Source organism: Streptomyces sp. V2I9 (assembly GCF_030817475.1).
Lineage (GTDB): Bacteria > Actinomycetota > Actinomycetes > Streptomycetales > Streptomycetaceae > Streptomyces.
Genome location: NZ_JAUSZJ010000002.1, coordinates 567,317 through 593,882 on the forward strand (window position 1 = coordinate 567,317; position 26,566 = coordinate 593,882).

Consider the following 26,566-nt stretch of genomic DNA (forward strand, 5'->3'; position numbering starts at 1 on the left):
CGCGAGGCGTCGGCCGGCGGGTGGCCCTCCGGAGGGCCGGGTGAGCGTTGAGGGGACCGCCGCGCGGGCCCGGTTCACCGGCCCGCAGGGCTGCCTGCTGGCGGGCTCGTTCCTGATCACGCTGGGCAGCTTCGCCGTGCTGCCCTACATGTCGGTGCTGCTGCACCAGCGGCTCGGTCTCGGGCTCGGCACGGTCGGCACGGTGCTGGCCGTCGCCTCGCTGATCCAGTTCGCCGGGGGCGCGGTGGCGGGGCCGGTGGCCGGACGCATCGGGCTGCGGCGCGCGATGCTGCTGGCGCTCGCGCTGCGCACGGCGGGCTTCGCGGCGTTCGTCCCCGGTACGACCAGTGCGGTCCTGGCGGTCGGGGCGCTGCTGCTGGTGTCGGCGGGCGCGGCCCTGTACCTCCCGGCCAACAAGGCGTATCTGGTGGGCGGCGCGCCCGTGTCGCAGCGGCCCCGGCTGCTGTCGGCGAGCGGGTCGGCGTTCAACGCGGGGATGGCGCTGGGCCCTCCGGCCGCCGCGCCGTTCGTCATGGGCTCCCCCGGCGTGCTGTTCTCGTGCGTCACCGTGCTGTTCGCGCTCGTCGGGGCGGGGCATGCGCTGCTGCCGCGCGAGGCGTCGTACCGGGATGAGGAGGCGCCCGCCTTTCCCGCGTGCCGGGTTCCCGACGCACCGCGGCCGGGCCCTTCGCCGTTCGTGGTGACCGTGTCGAGCGTGTACGCGTTCATGTTCTTCCAGCACTATCTGGCGCTGTACGCGGTCCCCCGCACCTCGGCGGTGTTCTACGGCGCGGTGCTGACGGGGTACGCGTCCCTGCTCGTCGTCGCCCAGCCGCTGCTGGCGGAACGGGTCGCCGCGCTGAGCTACCCGGCGGCGGTGCGGTGGGGTTTCGGTGCGATGGCGGCCGGTACGGCGGCGATCGGGGCCGGTGGACACGTGGGGATCGCGGCCGGTGCGGCGCTGCTGTGTCTCGGGGAGATCGTGCTCTTCCTCAAGAACGACCTGGAGGCGCTGGCCCGTTCCACGGCCGCCCCGGCGAGCGTGTTCGGGCGGCAGCGGCTGGCGGCGGGCATCGGCGCGTTCGCCAGCGGGCTGGTCGGCGGTCACCTGTACGGGGCTGCGGAGGCGGCGGGCTCGGCGCGCGGGTTCTGGGCCGCGGTCTGCGTCCAGTGCCTCCTGCTGCCGGTGCTGCCGCTGTTCCGCCGCCGTACCGTCCGGGACCCCGAGGGGTCCCGGACGGATACCGCCTAGCCGGTGGCGGGTGCGGCCGCGTCCGGTTCCGCACGCCATTGTCCGGCGAGTTCGCGGCGAGCGCGCGCCACGCGGGAGCGCACCGTGCCGACCGGGCACCCGGCGGCGGCCGCGGCCTCCGCGTAGGAAGCGCCCAGCAGTTGGGTGAGGACGAACGCCTGACGACGCGCCGGGTCCAGGCGGCGCAGGGCGTCCAGCACCGCGGCGGCCTCCTCGAATCCGGGCAGGTGGCGGGGTTGAGCCCGTTCCACGGCGGTCTGCCAGTCCGCGGTGTCGGCGGTCCGGGGGCGTACGGCGGCGGCCCGGTGCCGGTCGACGACGACGCGCCGCGCGATCGACATCAGCCAGGTCCGGGCGCAGGAACGCCCGGCGAACCGGGCCAGTCCGCCCATCGCCCGCAGGTACGTCTCCTGGGCCAGGTCGTCGGCGCCGGGGGCGTCGGAGCTGAGGTAGGCGACGAACCGGCGCACGTCCTCGTAGGTCGCCCGGACGAACCGGTCGGCGGCCTCCCGGTCCCCACCGCCTGCGGCCAGTGCCCAGTCGGTGATCTGCCCGTCGTTCTGCCGGGCGGCCGGGACACGGGGGCCGTCCGGGTGGGCACCGGCCGGAGGCGGGCCGAGCCGTCGTGTACCGGACGGATGGGGGCCTGGCGGAAGGGAGCCGGGTGCTCCGACGGCCGGGGGGCTCGGCGCGGGAGGCGGAGATGCGGGAGGGCGGGCGGCTGTCGGTGCGGGTGTCGGGGGCGCGGGGGCCGTCGGTGCCGGGGCCGTTGCCGCGGCGGCTGATGATGCGGGAGGTCGTGGTCCGGGGGCCGGGGGCACAGGGGCCGGCCGTGCGGGGGCCGGTCGTGCGGGGGCGGGGAGTTTCACAGTGGTCCTTCGCGTCCGTGCGGAGCCGGCGCGGTGCTCGCCCGGCTCCGCACGCCGGTCCCGGGCGGCCGCGGAGGGCGGCGGCACGGTGGGACCGGCATGCCTGTCACGGGCGTGCGCGGGCACACCCGTACCGCCTCCGGCGCAGGACGGCCGGAGAGCGTGTGAGGTCAGCGGGAGCGGAGGGCGGGCGGCGGCCCGCGCCGGGAGAGGGCGTGCAGGGCGGGCAGGCCCCGTGGGCGGCGTCCCTGTCGGCGCCGGACGCCTCGCGGGGCGGCCGGGGCCGGGGCGGGCGGCGACGCGCACCACAGGCGCCAGGCCGTCCGCAGCGGAGTCCCGACGAACAGCACCAGGCAGCGGGCCAGCCGGGCCAGGGCGACCTCGCCGCGCCACAGCCACCAGCCGCAGATCAGCCCGGCCAGCGCGTGGGCGAGGGCCATGCCGAAGGTGAACGCCGTGCCGTCGAAGGCGGACAGCAGCCCGAGCAGGTCCGACGGGCCGCCGATCGGGACCTCGTGGGCGGAGTGACGCATCGCGCCCTCCGCAGGGTGCCCGCCGGCCGCGTGGTGCGCGCCGTGTCCGCCCGGCAGCCGGGATCCGGCGAGGGAGAAGAAGGTGTGCTGCCCCAACTGGCCCAGGACATGGGCCGCGACGGTCACCGGGGCGCTCCGCCGGCGCCCGGCGAGCCACCACCCGGCCCCGCACACCGGCAGCAGCGCGGCTCCCTGGACGAGCAGGGCCAGGGGCGCGCCGGACATCAGCGCGTGGCCGAGTCCGGACACGGCGACGCACACCACCGCGAACAGTGCGGTGCGCCCGAGTCGGAGTGCGGTTCCGGCCCCCATGGAGCCATCGTGCCAGCAGTCCCCGCGCGGGGGAGAAGGGCACCAGATGCCGAAACAGCGGGAGTTCACCGCGTTTGCCCCCTCGACACCGCACTGTGATCCATATCACAGACTCCTGCCGGGAACTTTCGCTCCTCCCCGCCCGACTGCTCCGACAACGCGCCTGTGTACGCCTCGTGGTCCGGGGCCGCCGCATCCGCCCCCACCCGCCGATGCCCTCCCCGCCCCGAAGAGGCCGCATGACGAACCCGCCCCCCGCCCGCGAACCGGCAGCGGCCGCCGAGACATCCGGAAGCACGCCGCCACCGGCCGGCATATCCGGATCGGAGGCGGCTCCCGGACCGGCCCCCGCGGCAGCGCCGAAGACAGCGACCGCCACCGCGACCGGCCCGGACACCGCGCCTCCCGGCACCTCTTCCGCACCTGGCGACGGCCGCGTCCCCTCCCCCCGGACGACGGGCGGGCCGCGACGGCCGACGCTCGGCTCCGACCTGCGGGCCTCGTGGCCCGACGGCCTGGTGGCGCTCCTCGTCACCGCCGCCGTCTTCGTCCTCCTCTACCTGCGCATCCGCGACAAGACCTCCTCCACGGTCTCGGTGATGCCGTTCATGGCCGACGCGGGCGGCTTCTGGATGTACTTCCTCAGCCAGGCGTTCGGCTGGTCCGCCCTGCTCTGGGCCTGGGGCACCGTCATCCTCGGGCTGATGCTGTCGGGCCCCCGGCCCGGCCGCCTGCCGCTGTCGGCCCCCCGGCTGGAACGCCTGCACCGCACCACGAGCCTCAACACCATGGCCCTGATCGCGGCCCACGCCCTGCTGTTCGCGGCCGAACTGGTCCGCCACGACACGGCGTCCTGGAACTCGGCGGTCGCCACCGCCTTCGTGGAGGCGTTCGTCCCCGGCGGCTACGACTCGGGAACCGGGCGGATCGCCATCCCCGTCGGCCAGGCGGCCCTGTACCTCGCGGTCCCGCTCGGGCTGCTCTTCTACGTACGCCACCGCATCGGCCCCAGGACCTGGCGGGTCCTGCACCGCTGCGTGATCGTCGTCTACGTCCTCAGCGTCTGGCACACCCTGCTGTACGGGACCAACGTCTGGTACGACGGCTGGTTCCGCACCGGTGTCTGGCTCCTCCAGCTGCCGATCGCCGTGCTGCTGCTCCTGCGGCTGATGCGGCCCGCCCGCCGCTCCGAGGCCCTTTCCGCCCGGACCGGCGCGACCTCGGGGGGCCGGACACGATGGGCCCTGCGCCTCGCCGGCCGGCTCGCGGTGGTGGCGGTCGTGGTGGCGCTGGTCGCCGTGGTGGCCACCGGCAGGGACGGCGGGCGCGCCGTGCCCCCGGAGGACACGTCCTCCACCCACCACCACGACTGAGGGGTCGTCCGCGATCGGGGGCGGGAGCCGCGCACCCCGGAAGCGATGACGGGCGGAAGTCGCGGACCCCGGTCACCATGACGGGCGGGAGCCGTGTGAAGGCCGACCGTCCCGCGTCGTACGCTCGGGCCATGACCACCAACGATCTTCCCGTGATCGCCGCCGTCGACGGTTCGACCCACGGTCGGCGGGCGCTCGACTGGGCCACCCGTGAAGCCGTGCGGCGCGGACTGCCCCTCCTGATCGTCCACGTCCGCCCGCTCGCGCGGCCGGCCGACGAGGAGACCGGGAGGCGCGAGTCGGAGGAGTTGCTGGCCGAGTCCGTCCGCCGGAGCGCGCTCATCGCTCCGGAGCTGCGGCCCTCGACGCTGGCCCCGCTGGACTTCCCGTCCGCGGCCCTGGTCTCGCTGAGCCGGGACGCGTCGATGATCGTGGTCGGTTCGCGCGGCCTCGGCGGCTTCCGATCGCTGATGATCGGTTCCAACAGCCTCGCCACCGCATCGATGGCGAGCTGCCCCGTCGTGGTCGTGCGGGACGACCGCCCGGAGGGGGACGACGACCGGGCGGGCGACGCGGGCGCCCGTACCGACATCGTGGCGGGGGTGGCCGCCGACGAGAGCAGCGAGGCGGTCCTGGAGTTCGCCTTCGCCACCGCGGCCTCCCGCCCCGGCGCCCGGCTGCGGATCGTGCACGGCTGGACGATGTTCTCCTCGATGCTCGCGGGCGGACCCGTCCTGGACCGCGAGGAGGCTGCGGGCTCGGCGGCCCGTACGCTGGCCGAGCTGACCTCGGGCCGCCAGGAGATGTACCCGCAGGTGGAGATCGTCCGGGAGCCGGTCAACGGTTCCGCGTCGCACACCCTGGTGACCGCCTCGGCGACGGCGGCCCTGACGGTGGTGGGACGGCGCAAGGGCGGCGAGTCGCTCGGGCTCGGGCTGTCCCCGGTGGCGCAGACGACGATCACGCACGCGCCGGGGCCGGTCGCCGTCGTCCCCTGTTGAGTCGCGCGGCTCCGGGAAGGGCGCGGCTCCGGAAACGCTGAGCCGCTCGACTCCGGGAAGCCGTCCGCCCGGCGATGTCATGCCCGGCGTCACGACCGGCGGCCGCTACGCCGTCGAGCTGCGACGCGCCGGGCCGTGAGGCTGATCCACCGGGTCACCGTCCACGGGAAGGGGCGGCGGGCACAGGGCGCGTGAGGGGGTGCACATCGCTCGCCCTGCCCCGCCCGGCTCGCGTCCTGTGTCCGGCGGAGGTCGCCTCCCCCACACTGGGAGGTCCAGGGGGCCGGATGGTCCAGGGGTCCACGGGCCGGCGCGGTGACCGGTGACCACGGTGACCGCCCGCCCGTGCACGACCGAGGAGGGCACGGCATGCACATGCGGGGCGGGCGGCGACTCCCGGACGACCGGGACACGGGCACCACTCCCGGCGGTGGCGGCGGGCCTGCGTCCGGTGGGACGGCCGCTCGTGGCGGCACCGCGTCCACCTCCGGTGACGGTCCGACGGCGGCCGGCCGGGGCTCCCCCCGCACCGGGCCGCTCGCCTCCCCCGGCATCCGGGGCGCGGCAGCGCTGCTCGCCGGGGCCCTGCCGGCTCTCGCCTTCCCCGAGCCCGGCCTCTGGTGGTTCGCCTACCTGGCGCTGGTCCCCTGGCTGCTGCTGATCCGCACCGCGCACTCACCGCGCCGGGCGGCGCTGGACGGGTGGCTCGGCGGGATCGGGTTCGTCGTCGCCGTGCACCACTGGCTGATGCCGAGTCTCCATGTCTTCATCGTGCTGCTGGCCGCGCTGCTCGGGCTCCTGTGGGCCCCCTGGGGTCTGCTGGTGGCCCGGCTGCTCGGCGGGGCTCCGAACGCGACGCGGGCCGTGGCCGCCGTGCTCGTCGTGCCCTCCGGATGGCTGATGATCGAGCTGGTCCGGTCCTGGGAGGGCCTGGGCGGACCCTGGGGGCTCCTCGGCGCGAGTCAGTGGGAGGTGGGCCCTGCCCTGCGGGTCGCCTCGGTGGGCGGGGTGTGGCTGGTGAGCCTGCTGGTGGTCGCGGTGAACACCGGTGCGGCTCTGCTGATCGCCGACCGTGCGGCGCGGACGGCCGCCGGGGTCCTGCTGGGGGTGTGCGGCCTGTCGGTCGCGGCGGTGGCGGCTTGGGCGCCCCGGCCCCAGGGCGCGGGCACGGTCAGGATCGCCGTCGTGCAGCCGGGCGTCGTGGAGGGTCCGGGGAGCGTCGCGCGCCGCCTGGACCGGGGTGAGGAGCTGACCCGGACGCTGGCGGGCCGGGACGTGGACCTGGTGGTGTGGGGCGAGAGCAGCATCGGCGCGGGTGCGTGGCAGCACCCGGAGACCGTGCGGCGCCTGGCGGAGCTGTCCCGCCGGGTCGGCGCGGACCTGCTGGTCAACGTGGATGCCCGGCAGACGGACGGCTCGGGGCGGTCGGGGATCTTCAAGTCGGCGGTGCTCGTGGGGCCCGGCGGCCCGACCGGGGACCGTTACGACAAGATGCGGCTGGTCCCGTTCGGCGAGTACGTCCCGGCCCGCTCCCTGCTGGGGTGGGCGACCTCCGTGGGCAAGGCGGCGGGTGAGGACCGGCTGCGCGGCGACCGCCAGGTGGTGATGGCGCTGCCGGACGGGGCGCGGGGGCTGCGGATCGGCCCGCTGGTCTGCTTCGAGACGGCGTTCCCCGACATGAGCCGCCGGCTGGTGCGCGACGGTGCGCAGGTGATCGTCGCCCAGTCAGCCACCTCGACGTTCCAGGAGAGCTGGGCCCCTGCCCAGCACGCCTCGCTGGGGGCGTTGCGCGCGGCCGAGAACGGCCGCCCGATGGTCCACGCCACGCTCACCGGGATCAGTGCCGCGTACGGGCCCCGGGGGGACCGGGTCGGCCGCCCGCTCGGCACGGAGGCGAGCGCGGCGCAGGTGTTCGACCTGCCGCTGGCACGCGGGGAGACGCTCTACGGCCGGTTCGGCGACTGGCCGGTGTACGGGGCGTTGGCGGCGATCGCCGTGCTGTGCGCCGTCGAGGGGGTACGGGCGTTCAGGAAGCCTGCTCCAGGGCCTCCGTGACCACCCGTTCGCACAGCTCGTGGGTGGCCAGCGCGTCCCGCGCGCTGAGGGTCTCGCCCCGGCCCACGGCGTCGAGGAAGGCGAGGACGCAGCTCTCGATCCCGCGCTGACGGGCCACCGGCACCCAGTCGCCGCGCCGCCGCACGCTGGGTTGGCCCTTGTGGTCGACGATGTCCGCGAGGTTGAGCACCTGACGCTTGGTGTCCTGGCCGGAGACTTCGAGGATCTCCTCGGTCGACCCGTTCAGCCGGTTCATCATGCCGATGGCGGTGAACCCGTCTCCCGACAGCTGGAGCACCACGTGGTGCATGAGCCCGTCCACGATCCGGGCCCGCACGGTGGTGTGGTCGACCGTGCCGGGGACCAGGAAGCGCAGGGTGTCGACGACGTGGATGAAGTCGTCGAGGATCATGGTCCGGGGGTCCTCGGGCAGTCCGACCCGGTTCTTCTGCAGGAGGATCAGCTCGCGCGGGTGTTCCGCGCACTGCGCGTACCCCGGAGCGAAGCGGCGGTTGAAGCCGACGGCGAGGCTGACGCCGCGCTCCTCCGCGAGGTTCACCAGCCGCTCGGAGTCGGCGAACTCGTAGGCGATCGGTTTGTCGACATAGGTGGCGATCCCGGCGTCGAGGAGGCGTTCCACGATCTGCGGGTGCACGGCGGTCGGGGCGTGCACGAACGCCGCGTCCAGCCCCGCGTCGATGAGGGAGTCGAGGGTCGTGTGACGGCGTTCGGCGGGGACGCGGTGGGCGTCGCCGACCGCCAGGAGCGTGGCGGGGGTGCGGGTCTGCAGATGCAGCTCGGCCCCCGGCACGGCGGTGAGCACCGGCAGGTACGCCTTCCGGGCGATGTCGCCGAGCCCGATGCAACCGATCTTCACGAGGTCTCCCTGTCGCCGTGCCGCGCCGCTGTGCGCGGCTGTCCGCGCCCCGGCAGCATACGTCGCCGAGGCCGGCCGCCCACCGGCCGGTCCGACAACGAACTCCCTGGCCAGGGCCATGATCATGGATTACGAAGACCGCCATGGCCGCTGCCGGGCGTGAGAAGTCCGCCATGGACTCCGGGCGTGAGAAGTACGCCCGGCACATACGGACACGCCGACCCGCTGCGCGAGCGCGCGGACGGCACCCCCGGCGCCTGACCACCGGCTCCCCGCCCCGCAAGCCACGACTCGGGCCCGGGGCCGGGACGGGTGACGCCGCCCGGCGGGTGCGGTGCCGCGTTCCCGCGAGTGCGGTGCCGCGTTCCCGCGAGTGCGGGCCGGGGCGCCGTGCTGACCGGGTCACTCGTGCGGGCCATTCCCCGCGCACCGGCTCCCCGGAGCCCTGTCCGGGCCGCAGAGTTGCGGGGTGCAGAGAACCAGCATCACCACGAAGCTCCTGGTCGGGCTGGCGGTCACGGCCGTCTCCGGCTGCGTGTCGGTGGAGCCCGGAGTCGTTCCCTCCCCGCGCCCCGGCAGCAGCGGGCCGGGGCAGGACGTGGCCCCGCAGATCGTGCAGCCGCCCGCCCGCGAGGCGCTGGAGGCCGTACCCGATGCGAGCCCGTCCCCGCCGTCCGCCCACCGGCCCTCCCCCGCCGACGCCCCCACCGCACCCTCGCGGGGCGGGCCGCCGGGGGCTGTGGGGCCGGCCGAGCGCGCGGACCCGCCGCGACAGCGGGCCCCCCACCGGCCCCGCGCCGAACCGCCCGTCGCCGCCCCCGACCCCGCCCTGCCGCGCGCCCCCGGCGGGGCCGATGTGTGCGCCTGGGGCCGGGGGTACGGGAAGTGGCCGGCGGGCAGCCCGCAGTCCCGCATCTGCTCGGAGGCGTACGACCGCTGACGCCCCGGTCCCGCAGGCCGGCTCGCGCGACCCCGGCGGCCCGGCTCTCCCGGAGCCGCCGGGGTCACTGCTTCCACAGGCGGAGTTCGAGGCGCTCGATGGCGGCGCGGACCCCGCCTCCGTACCCGTCGTCCGCGAGCGCGACGGCTGCCGCGCGGGCGCGCCGGAGGTGAATCCTGGCCGCGTCGGGGCGCTGGAGCTTGAGGTAGTCCGCCGCGAGGTTGAGGTGCAGGGAGGGGTAGAACGCCCGGACGGCCGGCAGGTCCCGGTGCTCGGCCGCCCGCTCGCCGTCGGCCCCCTCGCCTCCCCCCGGCTGCCCCGCACCCCTCGACCGCGAGGCGTCTCCCTGCCCCGAGGCGTCCCCCGGCCCCCCGGTGTCCCGCAGTGCGTCCGCGGCCGTCAGCGCGCGCAGGTCCCAGGCCAGCTCGTCGCCGGGGTCGTCCTGGGCGTCGGCCATGTAGTGCGCGAGGGTGCAGCGGTGCAGCGGCGCGCCGTCCGCGCCCAGCTCGGCCCAGAGCGCGCCGAAGCGGTTGCGGGCCTCCTCGCGGTCGCCCGCGTGCAGCAGCATGATGGCCTGGCCGATCCGGGTCATGACGGCGTCCTCGGACACCTGCTGCTGCTCCACCACTGCTCGCTCCTCGTCACCCGTCCGACCGCTTCCCCTTCGTCCGACGCTAACGCCGGGCTCGCGCGGAACCGGTCAGACACGGGCTCGGAGGGCCGGCCGTCAGCCGAGGTCGGGGATCCGCCAGTCGATGGGCTGGTGCCCCTGGGCCGCCACGGCCTCGTTGATCTGCGTGAAGGGGCGGGAGCCGAAGAACTTCTTGGCGGACAGCGGCGAGGGGTGCGCGCCCTTCACCACGATGTGGCGTTCCTCGTCGATGAGCGGCAGCTTCTTCTGCGCGTAGTTGCCCCAGAGCACGAAGACCGCCGGGTCGGGCCGGTCGGCGACGGCGCGGATCACGGCGTCGGTGATCTTCTCCCAGCCCTTGTTCTTGTGGGAGTTGGCCTCGCCGCCCCGGACGGTGAGGACCGCGTTGAGCAGGAGGACGCCCTGTTCGGCCCACGGCATCAGATAGCCGTTGTCGGGGATCGGCAGGCCCAGCTCCTCCTGCATCTCCTTGTAGATGTTGCGCAGCGACGGGGGCGTCCTGACACCGGGCCGCACGGAGAAGCAGAGGCCGTGGCCCTGACCCTCGCCGTGGTACGGGTCCTGGCCGAGGACCAGGACCTTGACCTTGTCGTACGGCGTGGCGTCCAGGGCGGCGAAGACCTGCTCGCGCGGCGGGTACACGGGCCCCTTGGCGCGCTCCTCCTCGACGAAGTCCGCCAGTTCCTTGACGTACGGCTTCTGCAGTTCTTCGCCGAGGACGGCACGCCAGGACTCGGGCAGCAGGTCGATATCGGTCACGTCCACAACCTCCGGTGAGCAACAGGTTCTTGATCCCCGAACCTACCGGGCCCCACTGACAACGAGCTCCGGGAGCCCCGCGCACGGCTGCTCCCGGACGGCTACCAGCTGGCCTTGCGGTACAGCTCCCACAGCTGCATGACGGTCTGCGGGTCGAGTGCGCGCTCGCCGCCGCCGATGTCCTCACCCGCGGCGACGTACAGCTTGCCCTGCCACAGCGGCAGCAGCCGGACGTCGTCCACGAGGATCTCCTGGGCCCGCTCGAACTGCTTGCTGACCGCGCCCCGGTCGCTCTCCTGCCGCGAGGCGGGGATCAGCTGCTGGGTGATCTCCTTGTTCAGGTACGGAGTGCCGGTGACGCTCTCCTTGCCCACGAACGGGGCGACGAAGTTGTCGGGGTCCGGGAAGTCCGGGAACCAGCCGCGGCCGAAGACCGGGTACTCGCCCTTCGTGAAGCCTTCCTGAAGGATCTTCCAGGGCTCGCCCTGAAGGGTGATCTCGAACAGCCCGGACGCCTCCAGCTGCCGCTTGATCTCCTCGAACTCGGTCTCGGTGGAGGAGCCGTAGCGGTCGGTGGCGTACCAGAACTTCATCTTCACGGGCTCGGTGATGCCGGCCTCGGTGAGAACGCGCTCCGCCTTCTTCACGTCCGGGTCGCCGAAGGTGTCGAAGAAGCTCGTGGTGTGTCCGGCGATGCCCTTGGGGATCATGGAGTACAGGGGCTCGGCGGTGCCCCGGTAGACCTTGGCGACCAGGGCGTCCCGGTCCACGACATGGGCGATGGCCTTGCGGACGGCGGGGTTGGCGGCGGCCGGGTCCTTCGGGTTGAAGACCAGGAAGCGGATGTCGGCGCCGGTGGACTCGACGATCTGGAGGCCGGCGTTGTCGGCCTTGTCGTCCTCCAGGCTGACGACCTCCTCGGCGGTCAGGCCCCGGTAGGTGGCGTCGATCTCGTCGGCCTTGAGAGCGTCCACCATGTCGGCGGACTTGCCGAAGTAGCGGATGGTGACCGCGTCGTTCTTCCGGTCGGCGAAGCCCTTGTAGTCCGCGTACTTCTTCAGTTCGGCGGTCCGGCCCTCCTCGTAGGACTCCAGGAGGTAGGGGCCGGAGCCGGTGACCTTGCCGTCCTCGCGGATCTTGTCCTTGGGGTAGTCGCCGGGGGCGACGAGCGACATCGCGGGCGTGGCCAGGATGAACGGGAACGTGGCGTCGGACTGGTTCAGGTGGAAGATGACCGTGTCGTCGCCCTTGGTCTCGATCCGGTCCAGGGAGCCGAGCATTCCGGCCGGGCCGCCCTTGAAGTGGATGTCCACGATCCGGTAGATGGAGTACTTCACGGCCTCGGCGTCGAGCTTCTCGCCGTTGGAGAACTTCAGGTTCTTCTTGAGCGTGCACCGGTACGCCATGCTCGTGGCGTCGGTGAACTCACAGGAATCGGCCGCGTCCGGCTCCGGGCTCGTACTGCCGGTGGGGAAGCTCACCAGGGTCTGGTAGACGTTCCTCATCAGCTCCCAGGAGCTGTCCCAGGCTGCCGCCGGATCGAGGGTGGAGGGGGAGCTGGTCGTTCCCACGGTTATCTTCTGCTCCGCCTCCGATCCACTGTCGGAGAGGAGACCGCATCCGGCCAGCAGAGAAAGGGAAGCTAGGGCTGCAGCAACCTGCAGACTGGCCCGGTAGAACACGTGCACGCTCCTCGATCAGCCTTGGGTCGGCAGACCATACCGCAGCGCCCCACCGGGCCAATCCGCCGGCCCGGCGGGGCACTTGGCTCAATCGGGGCCAAATCGGCTCAGTCCGAACTCAGCCCACACCGGCGTTGAGGAAAATTCCTCCGTCGACCACGAGGGTCTGCCCGGTGATCCAGTCGGACTGCGCGGAGGTGAGGAAGGCAGCCGCACCACCGATGTCCTCGGGCACCCCGAGCCGGCCCAGGGGGTAGGCGGCGGCCGCCTCCGCCTCGCGCCCCTCGTAGAGGGCCTGGGCGAATTTCGTCTTCACCACGGCCGGGGCGATGGCGTTGACCCGGACGACCGGGGCGAACTCGTGCGCCAACTGGAGGGTGAGGTTGACCATCGCCGCCTTGCTCATCCCGTACGCGCCGATGAACGGCGAGGCGGAGACCCCGGCGATCGAGGCGATGTTCACGATCGCCCCGCCGTTCTCCCGCTGCCACGCCTTCCAGGTCTGCTGGGCGAAGCCGAGCGCCGAGATCACATTGGTCTCGTAGACCTTGCGGGCCACGTTCAGGTCGAGCTCCGCCATGGGGCCGAAGACCGGGTTCGTCCCGGCGTTGTTGACCAGGAAGTCGACCCGGCCGAACGCCTCCATGGTCCGCTCGACCGCCGCCGCCTGGTGGGCCTCGTCGTGCGCTTTGCCCGCGATGCCGATCACCCGGTCGGAGCCGAGCTTCTCCACGGCCTCCTTCAGCGCCTCCTCGCCGCGCCCGGTGATGGCCACCCGGTCGCCGCGCGCCACCAGCGCCTCGGCGACTCCGTAGCCGATGCCCCTGCTCGCGCCCGTGACGAGCGCGACCTTTCCGCTGTCCTGCACCGTCATGATGTCCGTCGCCCTTCGGGTCAGTTGAGGGGTCCGCCGGCCACGTACATGACCTGGCCGGAGACGAAGCCGGCGTCGTCACCCGCGAAGAAGGCGATCGCGTTGGCGACGTCCTCGGGACGGCCGACGCGCTGGACCGGGATCTGGGTGGCGGCCGCCGCCTGGAACTCCTCGAAGCCCATGCCGACACGGGCGGCCGTCTGCGCGGTCATCTCGGTGACGATGAAACCGGGCGCCACGGCGTTGGCGGTGACGCCGAACTTGCCGAGCTCCTTGGCGAGCGTCTTGGTGAGGCCCTGGAGCCCCGCCTTGACCGCGGAGTAGTTGGCCTGGCCGCGGTTGCCGAGGGCCGAGGAGGAGGAGAGCGAGACGATCCGGCCGAACTTCGCCTCGACCATGTGCGCCTGTACGGCCTTCGCCATCAGGAACGCGCCCTTGAGGTGCACGTTCATCACGATGTCCCAGTCGGACTCGCTCATCTTGAACAGTAGGTTGTCGCGGAGCACACCCGCGTTGTTCACGAGGATCGTCGGCGCGCCCAGCTCGGCGGCGACCCGCGCGACGGCGGCTTCCACCTGGCCCGCGTCCGACACGTCGCAGCCGACGGCGAGCGCGGCGCCCCCGGCGGCGGTGATCTTCTCGACCGTGTCCTTGCAGGCCGCCTCGTCGAGGTCGAGTACGGCGACGGCGCGGCCCTCGGCCGCGAGGCGTACGGCGGTGGCGGCGCCGATGCCCCGCGCCGCTCCCGTCACGATGGCGACACGCTGCTCGGTGGTGGACATGCTTGGTTCTCCTCGCCCTTGGATCGCGGCTCAGCGGACGTCGGGGCGGTCCCTGACGGACAGGCTCCCGATGACTGAGCAACCGCTTAGTACCTTCAGCAGTCGAGACGCTAGAAGCCCTGGCACCCGGTGTCAACGGCGCGCGCCCCGGCGGGCCGCACGTCACACCGGGCGGGAGCGCCCGCCGCTGTGCCGTGGAGGTCCCGCCGGGGCGTGGATCAGCGCACGAGGAGGTCGAGCAGCCGTTCCACCTCGCCGGCCGGGTCGGTGGTGAGGCCGCTGTGCACGGTGCCGGGCTGGACGACGGTGGAGCGCGGGGCGATCAGCCAGCGGAACCGCCGTCCGGGGTCGTCGCCCGCCGCCTGCCCGGCGCCGTCACCGCCGCCGCAGACCCCTTCGACGGCGCGCAGGGCGGCCCGTACCCCGACGACGTCGGCGTCCGGGTCCAGCGCCCTGAGTTTGGCCTCGTCGAGGTGCGTGCGGGCGGCGACGAAGGACCGCGCCCGGCAGTAGACGAGCACCCCGGCGTTGAAGCACTCACCCCGCTCGACCCGTGGGACGACGCGCAGAACGGCGTACTCGAAGACGTCGCGTGTCATCGGCCGGCCTCCTCGCCGGTACGGGCGGCTGCCGCTTCCCGGCCGTCGCCGCCCCGCCGGGCACGGGGCGGCAGGCGGTCGGTGAGCCAGCCGGGGGCTTGGGAGGGCCGGATCGCGGTCGGCGCGTCCAGCGTGATCCGCTCATGGATGTCGGCGGCGCGGGCGAGCAGCGGGGCGATGTAGGCCCGGCGGACCTCGTCGGCGGAGTCGAAGCCGGGCTCGTCGGCCAGCCATACGTCGGGGACGTCGGCGGCGACCTTGGTGAGCAGCTCCTCGGTGACCAGGGGGGCCAGCTCGGCGGCGGCGGCCGCGATGTCCGGCGCGAAGGGGGCCAGCACATGGTCGGACGCGTTGTACGGCTTGGCGGCGGACGCCCGTGCCCCCGGCCAGTTGTGGTGCCAGATCATGGTCGCGCCGTGGTCGATGAGCCAGAGGTCGCCGTGCCAGACGAGCAGGTTGGGGTTGCGCCAGGAGCGGTCCACGTTGTTGATCAGCGCGTCGAACCAGACGACGCGCCCGGCCTCGGCGGCCCCGACCTCGTAGGCGAGCGGGTCGAAGCCGAACGAGCCCGGCAGGTAGTCCATGCCGAGGTTCAGCCCACCGCTGGCGCGCAGCAGCTCCTGCACCTCCTCGTCGGGCTCGGCGAGCCCGATGACGGGGTCCAGCTCCATGGTCACCAGCTCGGGCACCCGCAGCCCCAGCCGCCGGCCGAGCTCCCCGCAGATGATCTCCGCCACGAGCGTCTTGCGGCCCTGCCCCGCTCCGGTGAACTTCATGACGTACGTGCCGAGATCGTCGGCCTCGACGATGCCCGGCAGCGAACCGCCTTCACGCAGGGGCGTGACATAGCGGGTCGCCACGACTTCCTTCAGCATTTTCCCAGGCCACCCATCTGTTCAGCCTTGCGTTTCACGAACGACGTCTGCGGGACTCCGGGGCAGGGATCACCGGCCCGCAGCGCCGGGGGCGGGCCGGAGGGTCCCGGCGTGCGAGCCGGCCCCCCCGGCTCCCCCGAGCAGATCGTCGGCGGGCCCGCGCCCCGTGCCACCGGCTTCCGGCTTCCGGCTTCCGGCTTCCGGCTTCCGGCTTCCGGCTTCCGGCTTCCGGCACGAAGTGAGCATAGTAACCGAGGGTGATCGGCAGCGAGGCGCGTCCGGACCCTGGTACAGGTCAGCCGTCCTTCGGCAGGCTCGCGTACGAGAAGGAGCACCGAACCCGGCCATCGGCCGCAGGGACGAGGCGCACCTGCTCGGCGGGCATCTGGAGCGCCGTGCCCGCCGGCTCATCCCACAGTGACACTGTTCCTCCGGCCGCCCCGAACGAGAGGTACGGCCGCTCGGGACGGAGCACGCCACCTCGGCTGCCGAGTTGCGCCGCGGTGACCGTCGGCTCGACGCACGTCCACTCCGGCGTCACCCCGAAGTACGAAGGCGGAACCATCTTCCGAACTGCGGCCGTGCGGAAGTCCTTCACCGCTTCTCCCGCCGAGTCCACCGCTCCCAGCGCGCACATCGCCACCACCGTCACCTGGGTGACGACGTACAGCGGGACGCCGAGCCGTTCGACAGGGCTGACGAACGGGGCGTGCACATGCTTCGCGATCCCCCACAGAGCCGGGACGAACAGGGCGTAGCTGAGCAGGCTCGACAGCTTCACCGCCGACGCGGCCTGCCAGATCCCCGCAACGTCGAGGTCATCGGGGGTCAGGCCGAGGCTGTCCGCGTACAGCGCGTGCAACACCGATCCAGATGCCACCACGAACGACACGACAGCCGTGAACACGAGCGGCGCCGCCCAGGCCAGCCATTCGCCCCACGTCCACTGGCGGACCAGGAGCCAGATCCCTCCCACCGTCGCCGTGACGGCAAAGAGCGACAGCATCTCCACCGGGGTCCAGCCTCTGTCGTCCTCCATGCCCGCGCCGAACGCGACGACAAGGAGGTAGACGGACACGACACCGGCAATGAAAAGGCTCGCCACGCGACCGCCGGTCGCGAACATGCCGTACGCCCATCGGGTTCCTCCGGCAAAGCACAACACCGCTGCACCGGTCCACACCCACATTCGCACACCGCTGTGGTGCCGGGCGACCACGGCGCAGAAGGTCATGGTGAGCAGCCAGGCCACGAGGCGGAACGTACGACGCCGACTGTCTTCGTCGCGACGCGGCACGATGTGCCTTCGCTCCCGGCCGTAGAGCGGCCGTACGTCGATGACAGCCCTCGGAGCGGAACCGCCGGGCATGTTCATGCGGGAAAGCCGGCGGGCTTCCGACGCCGTACCAGTGACCACCATGCCCGTGTCGTGGTAGCCACGCCTCTCCGAAAATCGCGCACGCGCCAGCACCGCCGCGTCGCGCAACCCCTCCATCGACGTCCGCGGCCCGGGGACGGGTACGCGCGGTGGCCTATGGGCCACCGTATGCGCCCGCCAGCCGGTCAGCTGCTCCCGGTCCCGGTCCACCAGCTCGCAACGCCGGGCGTACATCTCCAACCCGGCCGCCCGTGCCAGCCACTCCACCCGCCAGGTGGCCGCCCGCTCGGTGCGCCGGTTGCGAGCACCGAAGAACCGCACCTCGACGGAGTACAACCGTGCCGGGTCGGCCTCGCTCAGCACACCCCGCGACGCGCCCTCACTCCGGGCGAACGCGGTCACGACCGGCCAGCCCTGCTGGTCGAACACCCGCTCCGCCTCGTCCCAGTCGCGCTGCTCCCCCCGTACCTCGACGAGCACCAGCACACGCTGGTCGTAACGAATCCTCGGCATCAGCTCCCCCTCTCACCGGGCTCCGAAGGTACAGCGACCAACGACGTGACGGTCATGGTGGAAGGAAGCCACACCCGCGAGGGAACGGACGTGAAGGCATGTCACCGGAGGGCAGCGGCAGCCACCGCGCACCCCAGCCGAAGGATCAGCTGTCCCTGTACGGCCGCAAGCGTCTGACGACCGGGGCACCGCGCAGCGCCCGGCATCAGCGGCTACGGCAGCCAGCGCGCCGCCTGCTCCCGGGTGACCTTGGCCGAGTCGACCCACCAGTGCTCGGCCTCTTTGTCCCACCGGGCTCTCAGCAGGCGCTTCGCCTCGTCCTTCTGCGCATACGGGACCTTCAGGTACAGGCGGCCGTTTCGGATCAGCCCCGGGTACACCTTGTCGGCCCCCACCGGTCGCTGGGCCGACACCTCGGGCGCCGGAGCAGCCTGCTCGGCCGGGCGCCACGGTCCTCGTGCCGGGCGTTCCATGCGGGTGCGCTCCATCAGCCGCCGTACGCGGTCGCAGGAGGCCGGGTCGGTGTAGCGCATCATCAAATCCGTCGGCCCGATGTTCGCGAGCAGGTTCTTCGAACCGTGCCACAGGACCGAACCGTCGAGGATGAGAACCTTCTCGTGCATGCGGTCGCGGAACTCGACCCGGCAGCCGACAGCCTCGAGTTGCTGCACGAGTTCCCGGTGCCGTGCCACGCGGGACGGTTCCTGTTGCTCTTCCGGACGGCGAGTGAAGACCGTCACTCGGATTCCGGCAGCCGTCCTCGGCCCGAGCATCCGGGCCCACCGCCGGACCGGTGGCGCGTCCATGAACGCCGAGTACAGCTCGATGCTGCGCCGGGCGCGCTCCACGTCCCACTCCACCGCGCTCAGGACCTCGCTGTGTTCGAAGAACGCGGGCCGTGCCAGCTCCTCCTCCGACAGAACGGCAAGCTGGTCCGCATCCCGGATGGGGATCAGCTGATCGGCTGAGATGGTCTGCGCGTGCGCTTCCACATGGTCGATCATCGCCAGTGCCTCGCTGTGCGGGGCCAGGTGCTTGCGCAGGAAGGCGACGTCCGCCACAACGACCAAGTGGTCCTGGGCCCGACTGAGAGCGACGTTGAGAAGGCGGCAGGTCTGCGAGGACAGCCCCGTTCCGCTGTAGAAGAAGCCGGGGTCCTTGCCGGCGCCCGCCACTGTGTCGAGGAGCACGACGGGGCGCTGGCTGCCCTGGAACCGGTGGACGGTGTCCACCAGACCGTCGTAATCCTCCCCAAATCGGTGGGCCAGGCTGCTCTTGAGGGCCTTGACCTGCTCCCGGTATGGCGAGATGACGGCGAGCCGGTCGGTCGCCCGTTCTCCCTCGGGGACCTCCTGCCACTTGCGGCCGGGGAGGATTCCCTCGAACTGGAGTCCTCGGACCAGTTCGTGGATGACGGCGGCATGGACGGCGTTCGTCATGTGGGGCTTGCGACCGCCACCGGCGATCCGACGGCCGGATGTGTCGATCAGGATCACCGGGGAGTCGATGAGCGGGGCGAACGGCAGGCGGCTCGTTTCGCCCCGCCCGGTCCTGAGCGGTGCGTCGGGGTACGCCACCTCGTTGACGACCGCGCAGATCGGTTCCCTCATCCGATACTGAGTGTCGAGCGCCACCAGCCGAGGGTCCTGGGCCACCCGACCGGAAGAGTCGACCAGACCTGCGGCGTGGAAGGCGTCTCGCGCTGTCCATTCGCGAGAGTGGGCCCGCTCCTCCTCGCTCGCCTCCCGGTCGCTGTCACCCTTGGTCACGGCGGGCAACTGCCGAAAGTCGCCCGCCACGATCACACGCTTGCGGGCGAGACCGGCGGCGAACCATGCCGAGGGCAGGTTGACCATTCCTGCCTCGTCGATCACCACGACATCGATCTCGTCGAGCAGCTTCCTCGACTGGACGGCCTTGGCCACGGTCGCTCCGAGCACCCGGCAGTGGGACCGGACCTCGTCCTGGATGCGCTTGCGTTTCTGCCCGAGCTCGTCGATGAGCTTCTGGAGTGCGACGGCGGACTCGACGACGGTCTGCCGGGGCGGGATCCCCACGACGGCGGCGTAGGCACCGGAGAGGTCACGGCGGGCTTCGGCCGCCTGCTCCTGCCCCGCCGTGTGGCGGCGGACGGCGCGCGCGACAGCCTCTCTGGCCTGTGCCGCACGGTCCTCTTCTGCCGCCAGGGCCGTCCAGAGGTCACTCAGTTTCGCCGCTCTGCGCTCCGCACGGAATCCGGTCGGGGGCCCCACCTTCTCCATCTTCGAACGCAGTTGTACGGCCAGGGTGTCCGCGGTCGCCACCGTCAGAGCCGCCGCAGCTTGGTCGCGCCCGGCCTCGGCCATCTCCGCCGTGGCGGTGGCCAGGTCCGACTCCAGGTCCCGGACGCGGTCGTGCAGGGCTATCGCCGCCCTCGCGCCCTTGAGTTGGTCGGTAGCCGTGCCGATCTGCCGGTCGATACTCGCCACAAGCAAAGCGGCGATACGGGCAGGGTCGACCTGGTCGCCGTAGCGGCTGCGCAGCGACGGCAGGACGATGTTCCCGGCCCGCTGGACGATTCCCTCGGCGAAGCCCTCCTCGTGCTCCAGCAGGGAGCACATCCGCTCCAGCGCCTGGTCCACTGCGACGTTCGTGGGGGCGAGGAAGAGGACCCTGAGACCTTGGCGGAAACTGCCTTCGACGATGTGGCCGACGACATCCGTCTTGCCGGTGCCGGGCGGCCCCCACAGGAAGAGCACGTCGCTGGCGAGGGCCTGTGCGACGGCGTCACGCTGACGCGGGTTCAACTGGAGTCCCGCCCAGTTCGCCACCCATCGCCCCGGGTTCTCGGCACGGCCGGTACGGGGGTTGCCCCGGCCGACCAACCAGCCGGCGCGGCCAGGATCGACGGGGCTGTCCTGCCCGCCGACCGTCTCCAGGCGTTCGGCCAGGGTGGCCCAGCCGGCCGCGTCGTCCTTACGGATCTGGACGTTCGCGGGCGCGGTTCCGAGATCGGCTCTCGTCACGAGCCGTACGGTCCCGTCCGGAGCGCGGGACGCCTCGGCCGGGCCCCATGCTTTCCGGGATCGTGACGGCCGAGCGAGGACGGGGACACCGTCCAGGCTGTCCTGCCACGTGCGGCACTCGAAGAGATACTCACGTGTCTCCCCGGAGTGCGCGAGAAGCCGCCCCTTGGAGAGGGCAACCTTCACCGCCCCGTCGGCATCGCTCCGGTGTTCCGCGAGGATCTCGGCGCGCACCGCCGTCAGAAACTCCTCAACGGGATACGGAAGCCCCATCTCGGTCATGTATAACGCTCCCCCAAGATCGCCCCCACAGGTCCGAAAGACTGTACGTGAGAGTGCTGCCGCCGAGCGGGGCACTCGACGGCACTAGCCAGTCACTGGCTGGAATCATTCGCGTACCGTCATTGAACCGTTCCGGGTTCGGTAAAACATCAGATTGCGGTTGTGACCTGGTGTCGAGGTTGATCGGTAGCAGTTGGTCTCGTATCGGCGGGTGAGATGTGCGATTCACCGTGGAGTCGGCGGTGGCAGTACCAGTCGATCCACTCGGCGGTGGCGAGTTCGAACTGGGAAAGGGTTCGCCAGGGCCGTCCGTGCTTGATCAGCTCGGTTTTGAACAAGCCGATCGTGGACTCCCTGAGGGCGTTCTCGTAGGCGTCGCCGACCGAGCCGATCGAGGCCGCGACGCGCCTGAGGCGTTCGACGGTGCACCGGGCCACGATGTGGCCTTGGCGGTGCAGCTCGCGCCAGACCTCCCTGGCCCCGTGGACACGGTGGTCGACCTCGAAACGTACCGCTCGTTTGCGCAGCTCAACGGGGCAGGAGAAGGGACGTGCAATGACTCACGTCCTTTCACGGAATCAAGTCTCTACCGAACCCGGAACGGTTCCGTTCGTGCGCATGAACAGGTGCGGACCGGCACTTCGCACGTCAGCGAAGGCTTGCGGGCACACCACCATGTCGACCCCGGGGCGGGCCCGAACCCGAAGGGGAAGAAGCGCGTCTTCCCGACCCGCAATGATCCCGGGACGGGCCTTGGGCTCTCCGGGTTGAACGTAGGATCGCCGGGGCAGCGCGAGCGCCGTCCGGTACGGCCGTCAGAGAGTGAGTGCAGTGCAATTCATCGTCGTCGAGGAGGGCGAGCACATCCCCGCGGGACCGCGGCCCCTAGCGGTACTCGAGAAGGACAGGTGGGACGACTTCGGGTTCCGCACCACGTTCGGTCTGTCGATCATCGACGCCGGAGGCGAACGGCACGAGGTGGGCAGCGTCAAGATCGCCGACCTCGGCATGATGGAACGCGAGAACGGTGCGGTCCGCCTGCCCGAACGGTTCACCACGCTGGACGACACTTTCTTCTCCCTCGGGCAGGACGACACCTTCTACGAGCGGTTGCGCCAGCGCGGGGACGGCATCCGCCTGGACGTGCTGGCCGGGCTGCGGGACATCGCCTTCGACGAACGCGCCTTCGAAGCCGCCAGCAGCCACGAGGTCACGCGGACCTCGTTGCTGCGATTCGTCAAGCCGGGCATAGTCCAAAGGCAGTTCCGCCGAATCGCGCGCGGCGGCGACCGTATTGCCGCCTTCCACGTCCTCTACCAGGCCCCCGGCGGTGGGGACGGTCTCACGCTGTCCTTCCGCGTGGAACCCGATACCCGCCCATCCAGCAACATTCACGTCGTCACCGGCCGCAACGGGGCCGGCAAGTCGGTCTTGCTCAACCGCCTGGCCAGGGCCGTCGCCGACCCGGAGGCCGATCCAGAAGCGGTCGGCAGGGTCATCGAGGACAACCACGACCAGCTCCGGTCCTTCGCCAACCTCGTCAGCGTCTCCTTCAGCGCCTTCGACGACCTGCCTCTCCTGCCACAGGACGACGAGTCCTTCCCCACCATCCACGTCGGCCTGCGAGCACCGTCCTCCGGCCGCGGCAACCGCATGAAGTCGCAGTGGCAGCTCAAGCGGGACTTCGCCGACAGCGTCGAGGCATGCCTGACGGGCGAACAGGGCCACCGCTGGGTGGGCGCCCTGCGCACCCTCACTTACGCTGGCAGCGGCCTGCTGGACGACGACTGGCTCGAAGACTTCCAGGCCACCGACGACCCAAGCCGCCGCCGCGCCAAGGCCCGCAAGCTGTTCGCCTCGCTCAGCTCCGGCCACAAGGTCGTGCTGCTGACAGTGACCCGGCTGGTGGAGCACGTCGGCGAACGCACCCTGGTGATCATTGACGAGCCGGAGACGCACCTACACCCACCGCTGCTCTCCGTCCGGGTCCTGTCCGACCTGCTCACCGACCGCAACGGCCTAGCGATCGTGGCAACTCACTCGCCGGTGGTGCTGCAGGAAGTCCCAGCCCATTGCGTATGGATCCTGCGCCGCTATGGCGAGCGTGTCGTCGCCGACCAACCCGGCATCGAGACGTTCGGGGAGAACGTCGGCGTCCTGACCCGCGAGGTCTTCGGCCTGGAGGTCACCGCCTCCGGCTTCCACCGGGAACTGGCCTCGCTCGTGGACCGCGGGCACTCCTACGCGAGCATCATGGAGCGGTTCGGCGGCCGGCTTGGCGGCGAGGCCAGGATCATCGTCCGCTCCCTCGTCGCCGACCGAGACCTCGGCGACGAAGCATGGCGCCTTCCGGGAGACCACTCCTGATGAAGCCTCTGCCCCTGCCCGCTCTGGACGCCCGCACCACGTACGCCAGCTGCATATCCAAAACCCGGCCCGCCAAAGCCAAAGCACGCCTCAAGGAACTCGAGGACCAGGTCGCCGCTGCAGCAGCCGACTACGAGAAGGCCGCCGCAGCCGCAGCCCTGCACACCCTGGGCCACCTGGAGAACCAACCCGACGGCGACGACGAGAACGCCACTAGCAACAAAGCGCTCATTAGCTGCTACACCTCCCGCATGGCCCGCAAGGGCAGCGCCGGCCGGAGTCTCTACAACCAACTGCTTCAAGCTGCCAAAGATCTATGCCCCCTGTGCGGGCACGGCTACGCCAACACCCTCGACCACCAGCTGCCCAAGAGCAGTTACCCCCTGCTCGCCATCACCCCGGCCAACCTTGTGCCGGCTTGCCTGACCTGCAATCACGCCAAAGGCGAAAACGCCCCGGCCAGCGCCGAGGAACAGACCCTCCACCCCTACTTCGACGACATCACAGATCATGTGTGGCTTGCGGCCCGCTTGACCGAACCCCCCGAGCCAGGGGTCTCCTTCTACGTCACCCCATCCCCCGGTTGGACACCGACCCTGACAGCCCGGGTCCAGCAGCACTTTGCTACGTTCAAACTCGGCAAGCTGTACGCCGCCCAAGTCGGCACCGAACTCGGCGCCCTCAACGACTATCTGAGAGACAAGCCGTACAGGGCTATCGCCGACGAGCTGCAGCACCGCGCCGCCAGCTACGGCACCCGCAACTCCTGGCAGGCCGCCCTCTACCGGGCCCTGGCCGCAAGCCCCTGGTACGTCAGCTCCGGATACCTGAACGAATGGGACACGTGAGGCCATGTACACAGTCCCGACCCTCTGCTCGCCGCCGTCGTGACCGCAGCCATCGTCGCGACCCGTCTGTGCTCGCGCCCCGAGCGCGACGCCTACCCGGCTGCCCAGTGGAGCAGCCTCCAGCAACAGCGGGCGGCCGACACTGGGCACCTGCCTCAGGTGACCCAGGTCCACCAACGGGCCCGCCGCGGCTCGAAAGTCGTGATCACCTGGTGTGACACCGGTCTGCGGCAAGAGGGCCGTGTTACCACTCGGGGCCGGGACCAGGGCGATGAGGCGCTTGCATGCCTCGATGACGGTCCACCGGATCGGAGCTCACGCCTTACGCTCAACCCCCTCGACACCAGGCTTCTGCCCCACCCTTGCCAGGCAGTCACTCAACGTGTCCTTGGCAGCACCCCCGGTGGCACGACGCCCCGTGCCACCAGGCCCGCTCCTCCGACCGTTCACTCCAGGAGGAGAGCGGTGTCCTGGGCCTCGACCAGGAGGAGGGCGACGTCGTCGGGGTCCTCGGGCCTGCGCATGGAGTCGACGAGGCGGGCGCAGGTGGCGTCGAGGGACGGGCCGACGGAGCCGATGGTGCGCAGGAGGAGGCCGAGACGTTCGTCGATGGGGTCGTTCCGGGTTTCGACGAGTCCGTCGGTGTAGAGCAGGAGCCGGTCGCCGGCGTGCAGGTCGACGGTGACGGTGTCGAAACCGACGCCTCCGACGCCGAGCGGGGCGCCGGGGGGCAGGCGCAGCAGTCGCGGCTCACGTCCGGGGCGGGCGAGCACCGGGGGCAGGTGCCCGGCGTTGGCGACGCGGCACCGCCCGGTGCGTGGGTCGTAGGTGGCGTAGAGGCAGGTGGCGATGTAGTGCTCCAGGCCGTGGGTGAGCCGGTCGAGGTGCCGGAGGATGTCGTCGGGGGGCAGGTCGAGGGCGGCGTAGGCACGGGCGGCGGTGCACAGCTGCCCCATGGCCGCGGCGGCGTCGATCCCGTTGCCCATGACGTCACCGATGACGAGAGCGGTCTTGTCGTCGGCCAGGGGGATGACGTCGTACCAGTCTCCGCCGACCTCGTTGGCGGACTGGGCCGGACGGTAGAGGGAGGCGATCCGCAGACCGGGGCGTTTCGGCGGCGCCGGCGGCAGGAGGCTGCGCTGAAGGGTCTCCGCGGCGGTGCGTACGTACTGGTGCCAGCGGGCGTTGCCGATGGCGATCGCGGCGCGGGCGGCCAGTTCCCGGACGAGCAGGACGTCGTCCTCGTCGAACGGCGCCGGGTTGCGGGTGCGCAGCAGGTCCACGGCGCCGAGCGTCTCGCCGTGGGCGATGAGCGGAACCGCGAGGTAGGAGTGCGCACCGGCTCGGGCGAGGGCCTCGGCCGCTCGGGTGTCTCGGGCGATGCGCCGCAGGTCCCGCGCCTCGCAGCGGGCCACGAGAACGGGCTGTCCGGTGCGGACGCACCGGGTGATCAGCCGGTCGGGGCCGTAGGCGGCGACCTCTCCGACCGGGTCCGCCGCGGTGGTGACCTCGGTGGGAAAGGCGGAGGTGACGGCGAGGGCCCGGAACAGCTCCGGACCCTCGCCGTCCCGTGCGCGGACGCGGCAGGCGAGCACATCGTCCAGGATGTCGACCGCGGCGACGTCCGCGAGGTCCGGGACCGCGACCTCGGCGAGTTCCCGCGCGGTCCGCTCCACCCCGAGCGTCGTGCCGATCCGGGCGGAGGCGTCGGCGAGCAGGGCGAGCCGCTTGCGGGCCCGCTCGGCCTCGGCGGCGGCCAGGTGCCGCTCGGTGACGTCGACGACCGAGGACGCCACCCCGATCACCCTCCCCGCGGGCCCGTGGATCCGGTAGTAGGACACCGACCACGCGTGGTCGTGGTCGGGGTCGGCGCGCGTGCGGCCGACGATGTACTGGTCGACGAGGGGTGAGCCGGTCGCCAGCACGTGCCGCAGCGCGGACTCGATCGTCTCCACCCCGCCGTGGAGGTGGATGTCGCGGGGGCGGCGGCCCAGGTGCTCGGCGGCCGGCACCCCGTTGATCCGCTCCAGCGCCGGGTTGACCAGCCGGTAGCGGAGATCGGCGTCCAGCAGGGCGAACCCCACCGGTGCCTGGGACACCAGTTGCTCCGAGATCGCCAGTCGGCCTTCCACGTCGTGCAGCGCGCTCTGGTCGACGGCGATCCCCAGGGCGTACACGTCCCCCAGGTCGTCCTGCAGCCGTACGTTGCGGAACTCCACCAGCCGGGTGCCGCCGTCGCGGTGCCGGACGGGAAACGTCCCCGCCCAGTCCTGCCCGGTCCCCATCACGGTGGCGAACAGTTCCGTCGCCCGCCGCCGGTCCTCCTCGCCGAGCAGGAGCCGTGCGGCGTAGCGGCCCAGCGCCTCCTCGGCGGTGTACCCGAAGACATCGGTGGCCTGCGGGCTCCAGAACACGATCCGGCCGGCGGTGTCCACGACGACCGCCGCGACGTTCAGGAAGTCCAGCAGGTTCCCCGCCCCCGCCGGACCCGTGCCACGGTCGGCCCCGGCCGGGCCCCTTGCACCGCCGGCCCCCGCCGGGCCCGTGCCACCGCCGGCCCCGGCCGTACCGGAGGCATCGGCTTCGCGCGGTGCGTCGTGGACCATCGCACGCTCCCTCCACACCCGGAACCCGGCGGTGCGCGGAACGCCGCCGGCTCAGCCCTTCCGTCCACTCTGCGCCCTCACCGGGTGTCCGGGCATCCCGGAGGTCGGGCGCCACGGTCTCGTGCGTCCCCG

Annotated in this window: 20 protein-coding genes and 2 pseudogenes; 7 read left to right on the forward strand and 15 right to left on the reverse strand. The window is 72.1% G+C overall.

The annotated features are described in order from the left end of the window. The first annotated feature begins 40 nt into the window (after nt 1-40). A complete protein-coding gene (locus tag QFZ71_RS02545; RefSeq protein WP_307666610.1) occupies nt 41-1,252 on the forward strand; it encodes an MFS transporter in 1,212 nt (403 codons plus the stop codon). Here the strand turns inward: QFZ71_RS02545 and QFZ71_RS02550 are convergent. Next, complete coding sequence (locus tag QFZ71_RS02550) at nt 1,249-1,800, reverse strand: sigma-70 family RNA polymerase sigma factor (protein WP_307671323.1); 552 nt, start codon at nt 1,798-1,800, stop codon at nt 1,249-1,251. The two genes, QFZ71_RS02545 and QFZ71_RS02550, sit on opposite strands and share 4 nt — an antisense overlap. A gap of 491 nt (nt 1,801-2,291) precedes the next feature. Beyond that, nucleotides 2,292-2,966, reverse strand: a complete 675-nt coding sequence (locus QFZ71_RS02555; protein WP_307666611.1) for a hypothetical protein — start codon at nt 2,964-2,966, stop codon at nt 2,292-2,294. A gap of 239 nt (nt 2,967-3,205) precedes the next feature. Here QFZ71_RS02555 and QFZ71_RS02560 point away from each other — a divergent pair, with 239 nt between their 5' ends. The 3 genes from QFZ71_RS02560 to lnt all read left to right on the forward strand — a co-directional run bounded on the left by QFZ71_RS02560 (nt 3,206) and on the right by lnt (nt 7,395). Continuing rightward, nucleotides 3,206-4,339: a ferric reductase-like transmembrane domain-containing protein gene (locus tag QFZ71_RS02560; protein WP_307666612.1), complete on the forward strand. Its 1,134-nt coding sequence runs from the start codon at nt 3,206-3,208 to the stop codon at nt 4,337-4,339. A gap of 131 nt (nt 4,340-4,470) precedes the next feature. Next, complete coding sequence (locus tag QFZ71_RS02565; RefSeq protein WP_307666613.1) at nt 4,471-5,340, forward strand: universal stress protein; 870 nt, start codon at nt 4,471-4,473, stop codon at nt 5,338-5,340. Between the two features lie 369 nt (nt 5,341-5,709). Next, nucleotides 5,710-7,395 carry an apolipoprotein N-acyltransferase gene (gene lnt / locus QFZ71_RS02570; protein WP_307666614.1) on the forward strand — a complete coding sequence of 562 codons (1,686 nt, stop codon included), beginning with the start codon at nt 5,710-5,712 and terminating at the stop codon, nt 7,393-7,395. Here lnt and QFZ71_RS02575 read toward each other — a convergent pair. After that, complete coding sequence (locus tag QFZ71_RS02575; protein WP_307666615.1) at nt 7,367-8,272, reverse strand: Gfo/Idh/MocA family protein; 906 nt, start codon at nt 8,270-8,272, stop codon at nt 7,367-7,369. The two genes, lnt and QFZ71_RS02575, sit on opposite strands and share 29 nt — an antisense overlap. Nucleotides 8,273-8,741: 469 nt before the next feature. Between QFZ71_RS02575 and QFZ71_RS02580 the strand changes: the two genes are divergently transcribed. Beyond that, nucleotides 8,742-9,212, forward strand: a complete 471-nt coding sequence (locus tag QFZ71_RS02580; RefSeq protein WP_307666616.1) for a hypothetical protein — start codon at nt 8,742-8,744, stop codon at nt 9,210-9,212. 64 nt (nt 9,213-9,276) lie between these two features. On the opposite strand, the gene QFZ71_RS02585 is transcribed toward QFZ71_RS02580, so the two are convergent. The 11 genes and pseudogenes from QFZ71_RS02585 to QFZ71_RS02635 form a co-directional block, all read right to left on the reverse strand. Beyond that, on the reverse strand, nt 9,277-9,840 hold the full coding sequence (locus QFZ71_RS02585) for a hypothetical protein (RefSeq protein ID WP_307666617.1): 564 nt from the start codon (nt 9,838-9,840) through the stop codon (nt 9,277-9,279). Nucleotides 9,841-9,939: 99 nt separating this feature from the next. Further along, a complete protein-coding gene (locus QFZ71_RS02590; protein WP_307666618.1) occupies nt 9,940-10,623 on the reverse strand; it encodes a uracil-DNA glycosylase in 684 nt (227 codons plus the stop codon). A gap of 101 nt (nt 10,624-10,724) precedes the next feature. After that, on the reverse strand, nt 10,725-12,305 hold the full coding sequence (locus QFZ71_RS02595) for an ABC transporter substrate-binding protein (RefSeq protein WP_307666619.1): 1,581 nt from the start codon (nt 12,303-12,305) through the stop codon (nt 10,725-10,727). A 118-nt stretch (nt 12,306-12,423) separates the two neighbouring features. Next, complete coding sequence (locus tag QFZ71_RS02600; protein ID WP_307666620.1) at nt 12,424-13,179, reverse strand: SDR family oxidoreductase; 756 nt, start codon at nt 13,177-13,179, stop codon at nt 12,424-12,426. Nucleotides 13,180-13,199: 20 nt separating this feature from the next. Further along, the gene (gene fabG, locus QFZ71_RS02605) at nt 13,200-13,961 is read right to left on the reverse strand and encodes a 3-oxoacyl-ACP reductase FabG (RefSeq protein ID WP_307666622.1); all 762 of its coding nucleotides are present in this window, start codon (nt 13,959-13,961) and stop codon (nt 13,200-13,202) included. Nucleotides 13,962-14,179: 218 nt separating this feature from the next. Further along, on the reverse strand, nt 14,180-14,560 hold the full coding sequence (locus QFZ71_RS02610; RefSeq protein WP_307666623.1) for a DUF3037 domain-containing protein: 381 nt from the start codon (nt 14,558-14,560) through the stop codon (nt 14,180-14,182). Continuing rightward, the gene (locus tag QFZ71_RS02615; RefSeq protein WP_307666624.1) at nt 14,557-15,435 is read right to left on the reverse strand and encodes a HipA family kinase; all 879 of its coding nucleotides are present in this window, start codon (nt 15,433-15,435) and stop codon (nt 14,557-14,559) included. The genes QFZ71_RS02610 and QFZ71_RS02615 overlap by 4 nt, the downstream gene beginning before the upstream one ends. Before the next feature lie 295 nt (nt 15,436-15,730). Beyond that, nucleotides 15,731-17,299: an NnrS multi-domain protein gene (locus QFZ71_RS02620; RefSeq protein WP_307666625.1), complete on the reverse strand. Its 1,569-nt coding sequence runs from the start codon at nt 17,297-17,299 to the stop codon at nt 15,731-15,733. A gap of 239 nt (nt 17,300-17,538) precedes the next feature. Next, nucleotides 17,539-20,613, reverse strand: coding sequence for an AAA domain-containing protein (locus QFZ71_RS02625; RefSeq protein ID WP_307666626.1), 3,075 nt, complete (start codon nt 20,611-20,613; stop codon nt 17,539-17,541). 149 nt (nt 20,614-20,762) lie between these two features. Next, nucleotides 20,763-21,008: pseudogene (locus tag QFZ71_RS02630) on the reverse strand (integrase core domain-containing protein); the annotation flags it as partial. 18 nt (nt 21,009-21,026) lie between these two features. Beyond that, a pseudogene (locus tag QFZ71_RS02635) lies at nt 21,027-21,170 on the reverse strand (IS3 family transposase); the annotation flags it as partial. 265 nt (nt 21,171-21,435) lie between these two features. On the opposite strand from QFZ71_RS02635, the gene QFZ71_RS02640 reads away from it, so the two are divergent. After that, nucleotides 21,436-22,980, forward strand: a complete 1,545-nt coding sequence (locus QFZ71_RS02640) for an AAA family ATPase (RefSeq protein ID WP_307666627.1) — start codon at nt 21,436-21,438, stop codon at nt 22,978-22,980. Further along, nucleotides 22,980-23,828, forward strand: coding sequence for an HNH endonuclease (locus QFZ71_RS02645; protein ID WP_307666628.1), 849 nt, complete (start codon nt 22,980-22,982; stop codon nt 23,826-23,828). The genes QFZ71_RS02640 and QFZ71_RS02645 overlap by 1 nt, the downstream gene beginning before the upstream one ends. A gap of 446 nt (nt 23,829-24,274) precedes the next feature. Here QFZ71_RS02645 and QFZ71_RS02650 read toward each other — a convergent pair whose 3' ends face one another. Beyond that, a complete protein-coding gene (locus QFZ71_RS02650) occupies nt 24,275-26,434 on the reverse strand; it encodes a SpoIIE family protein phosphatase (protein WP_307666629.1) in 2,160 nt (719 codons plus the stop codon). Between the last annotated feature and the right edge of the window lie 132 nt (nt 26,435-26,566).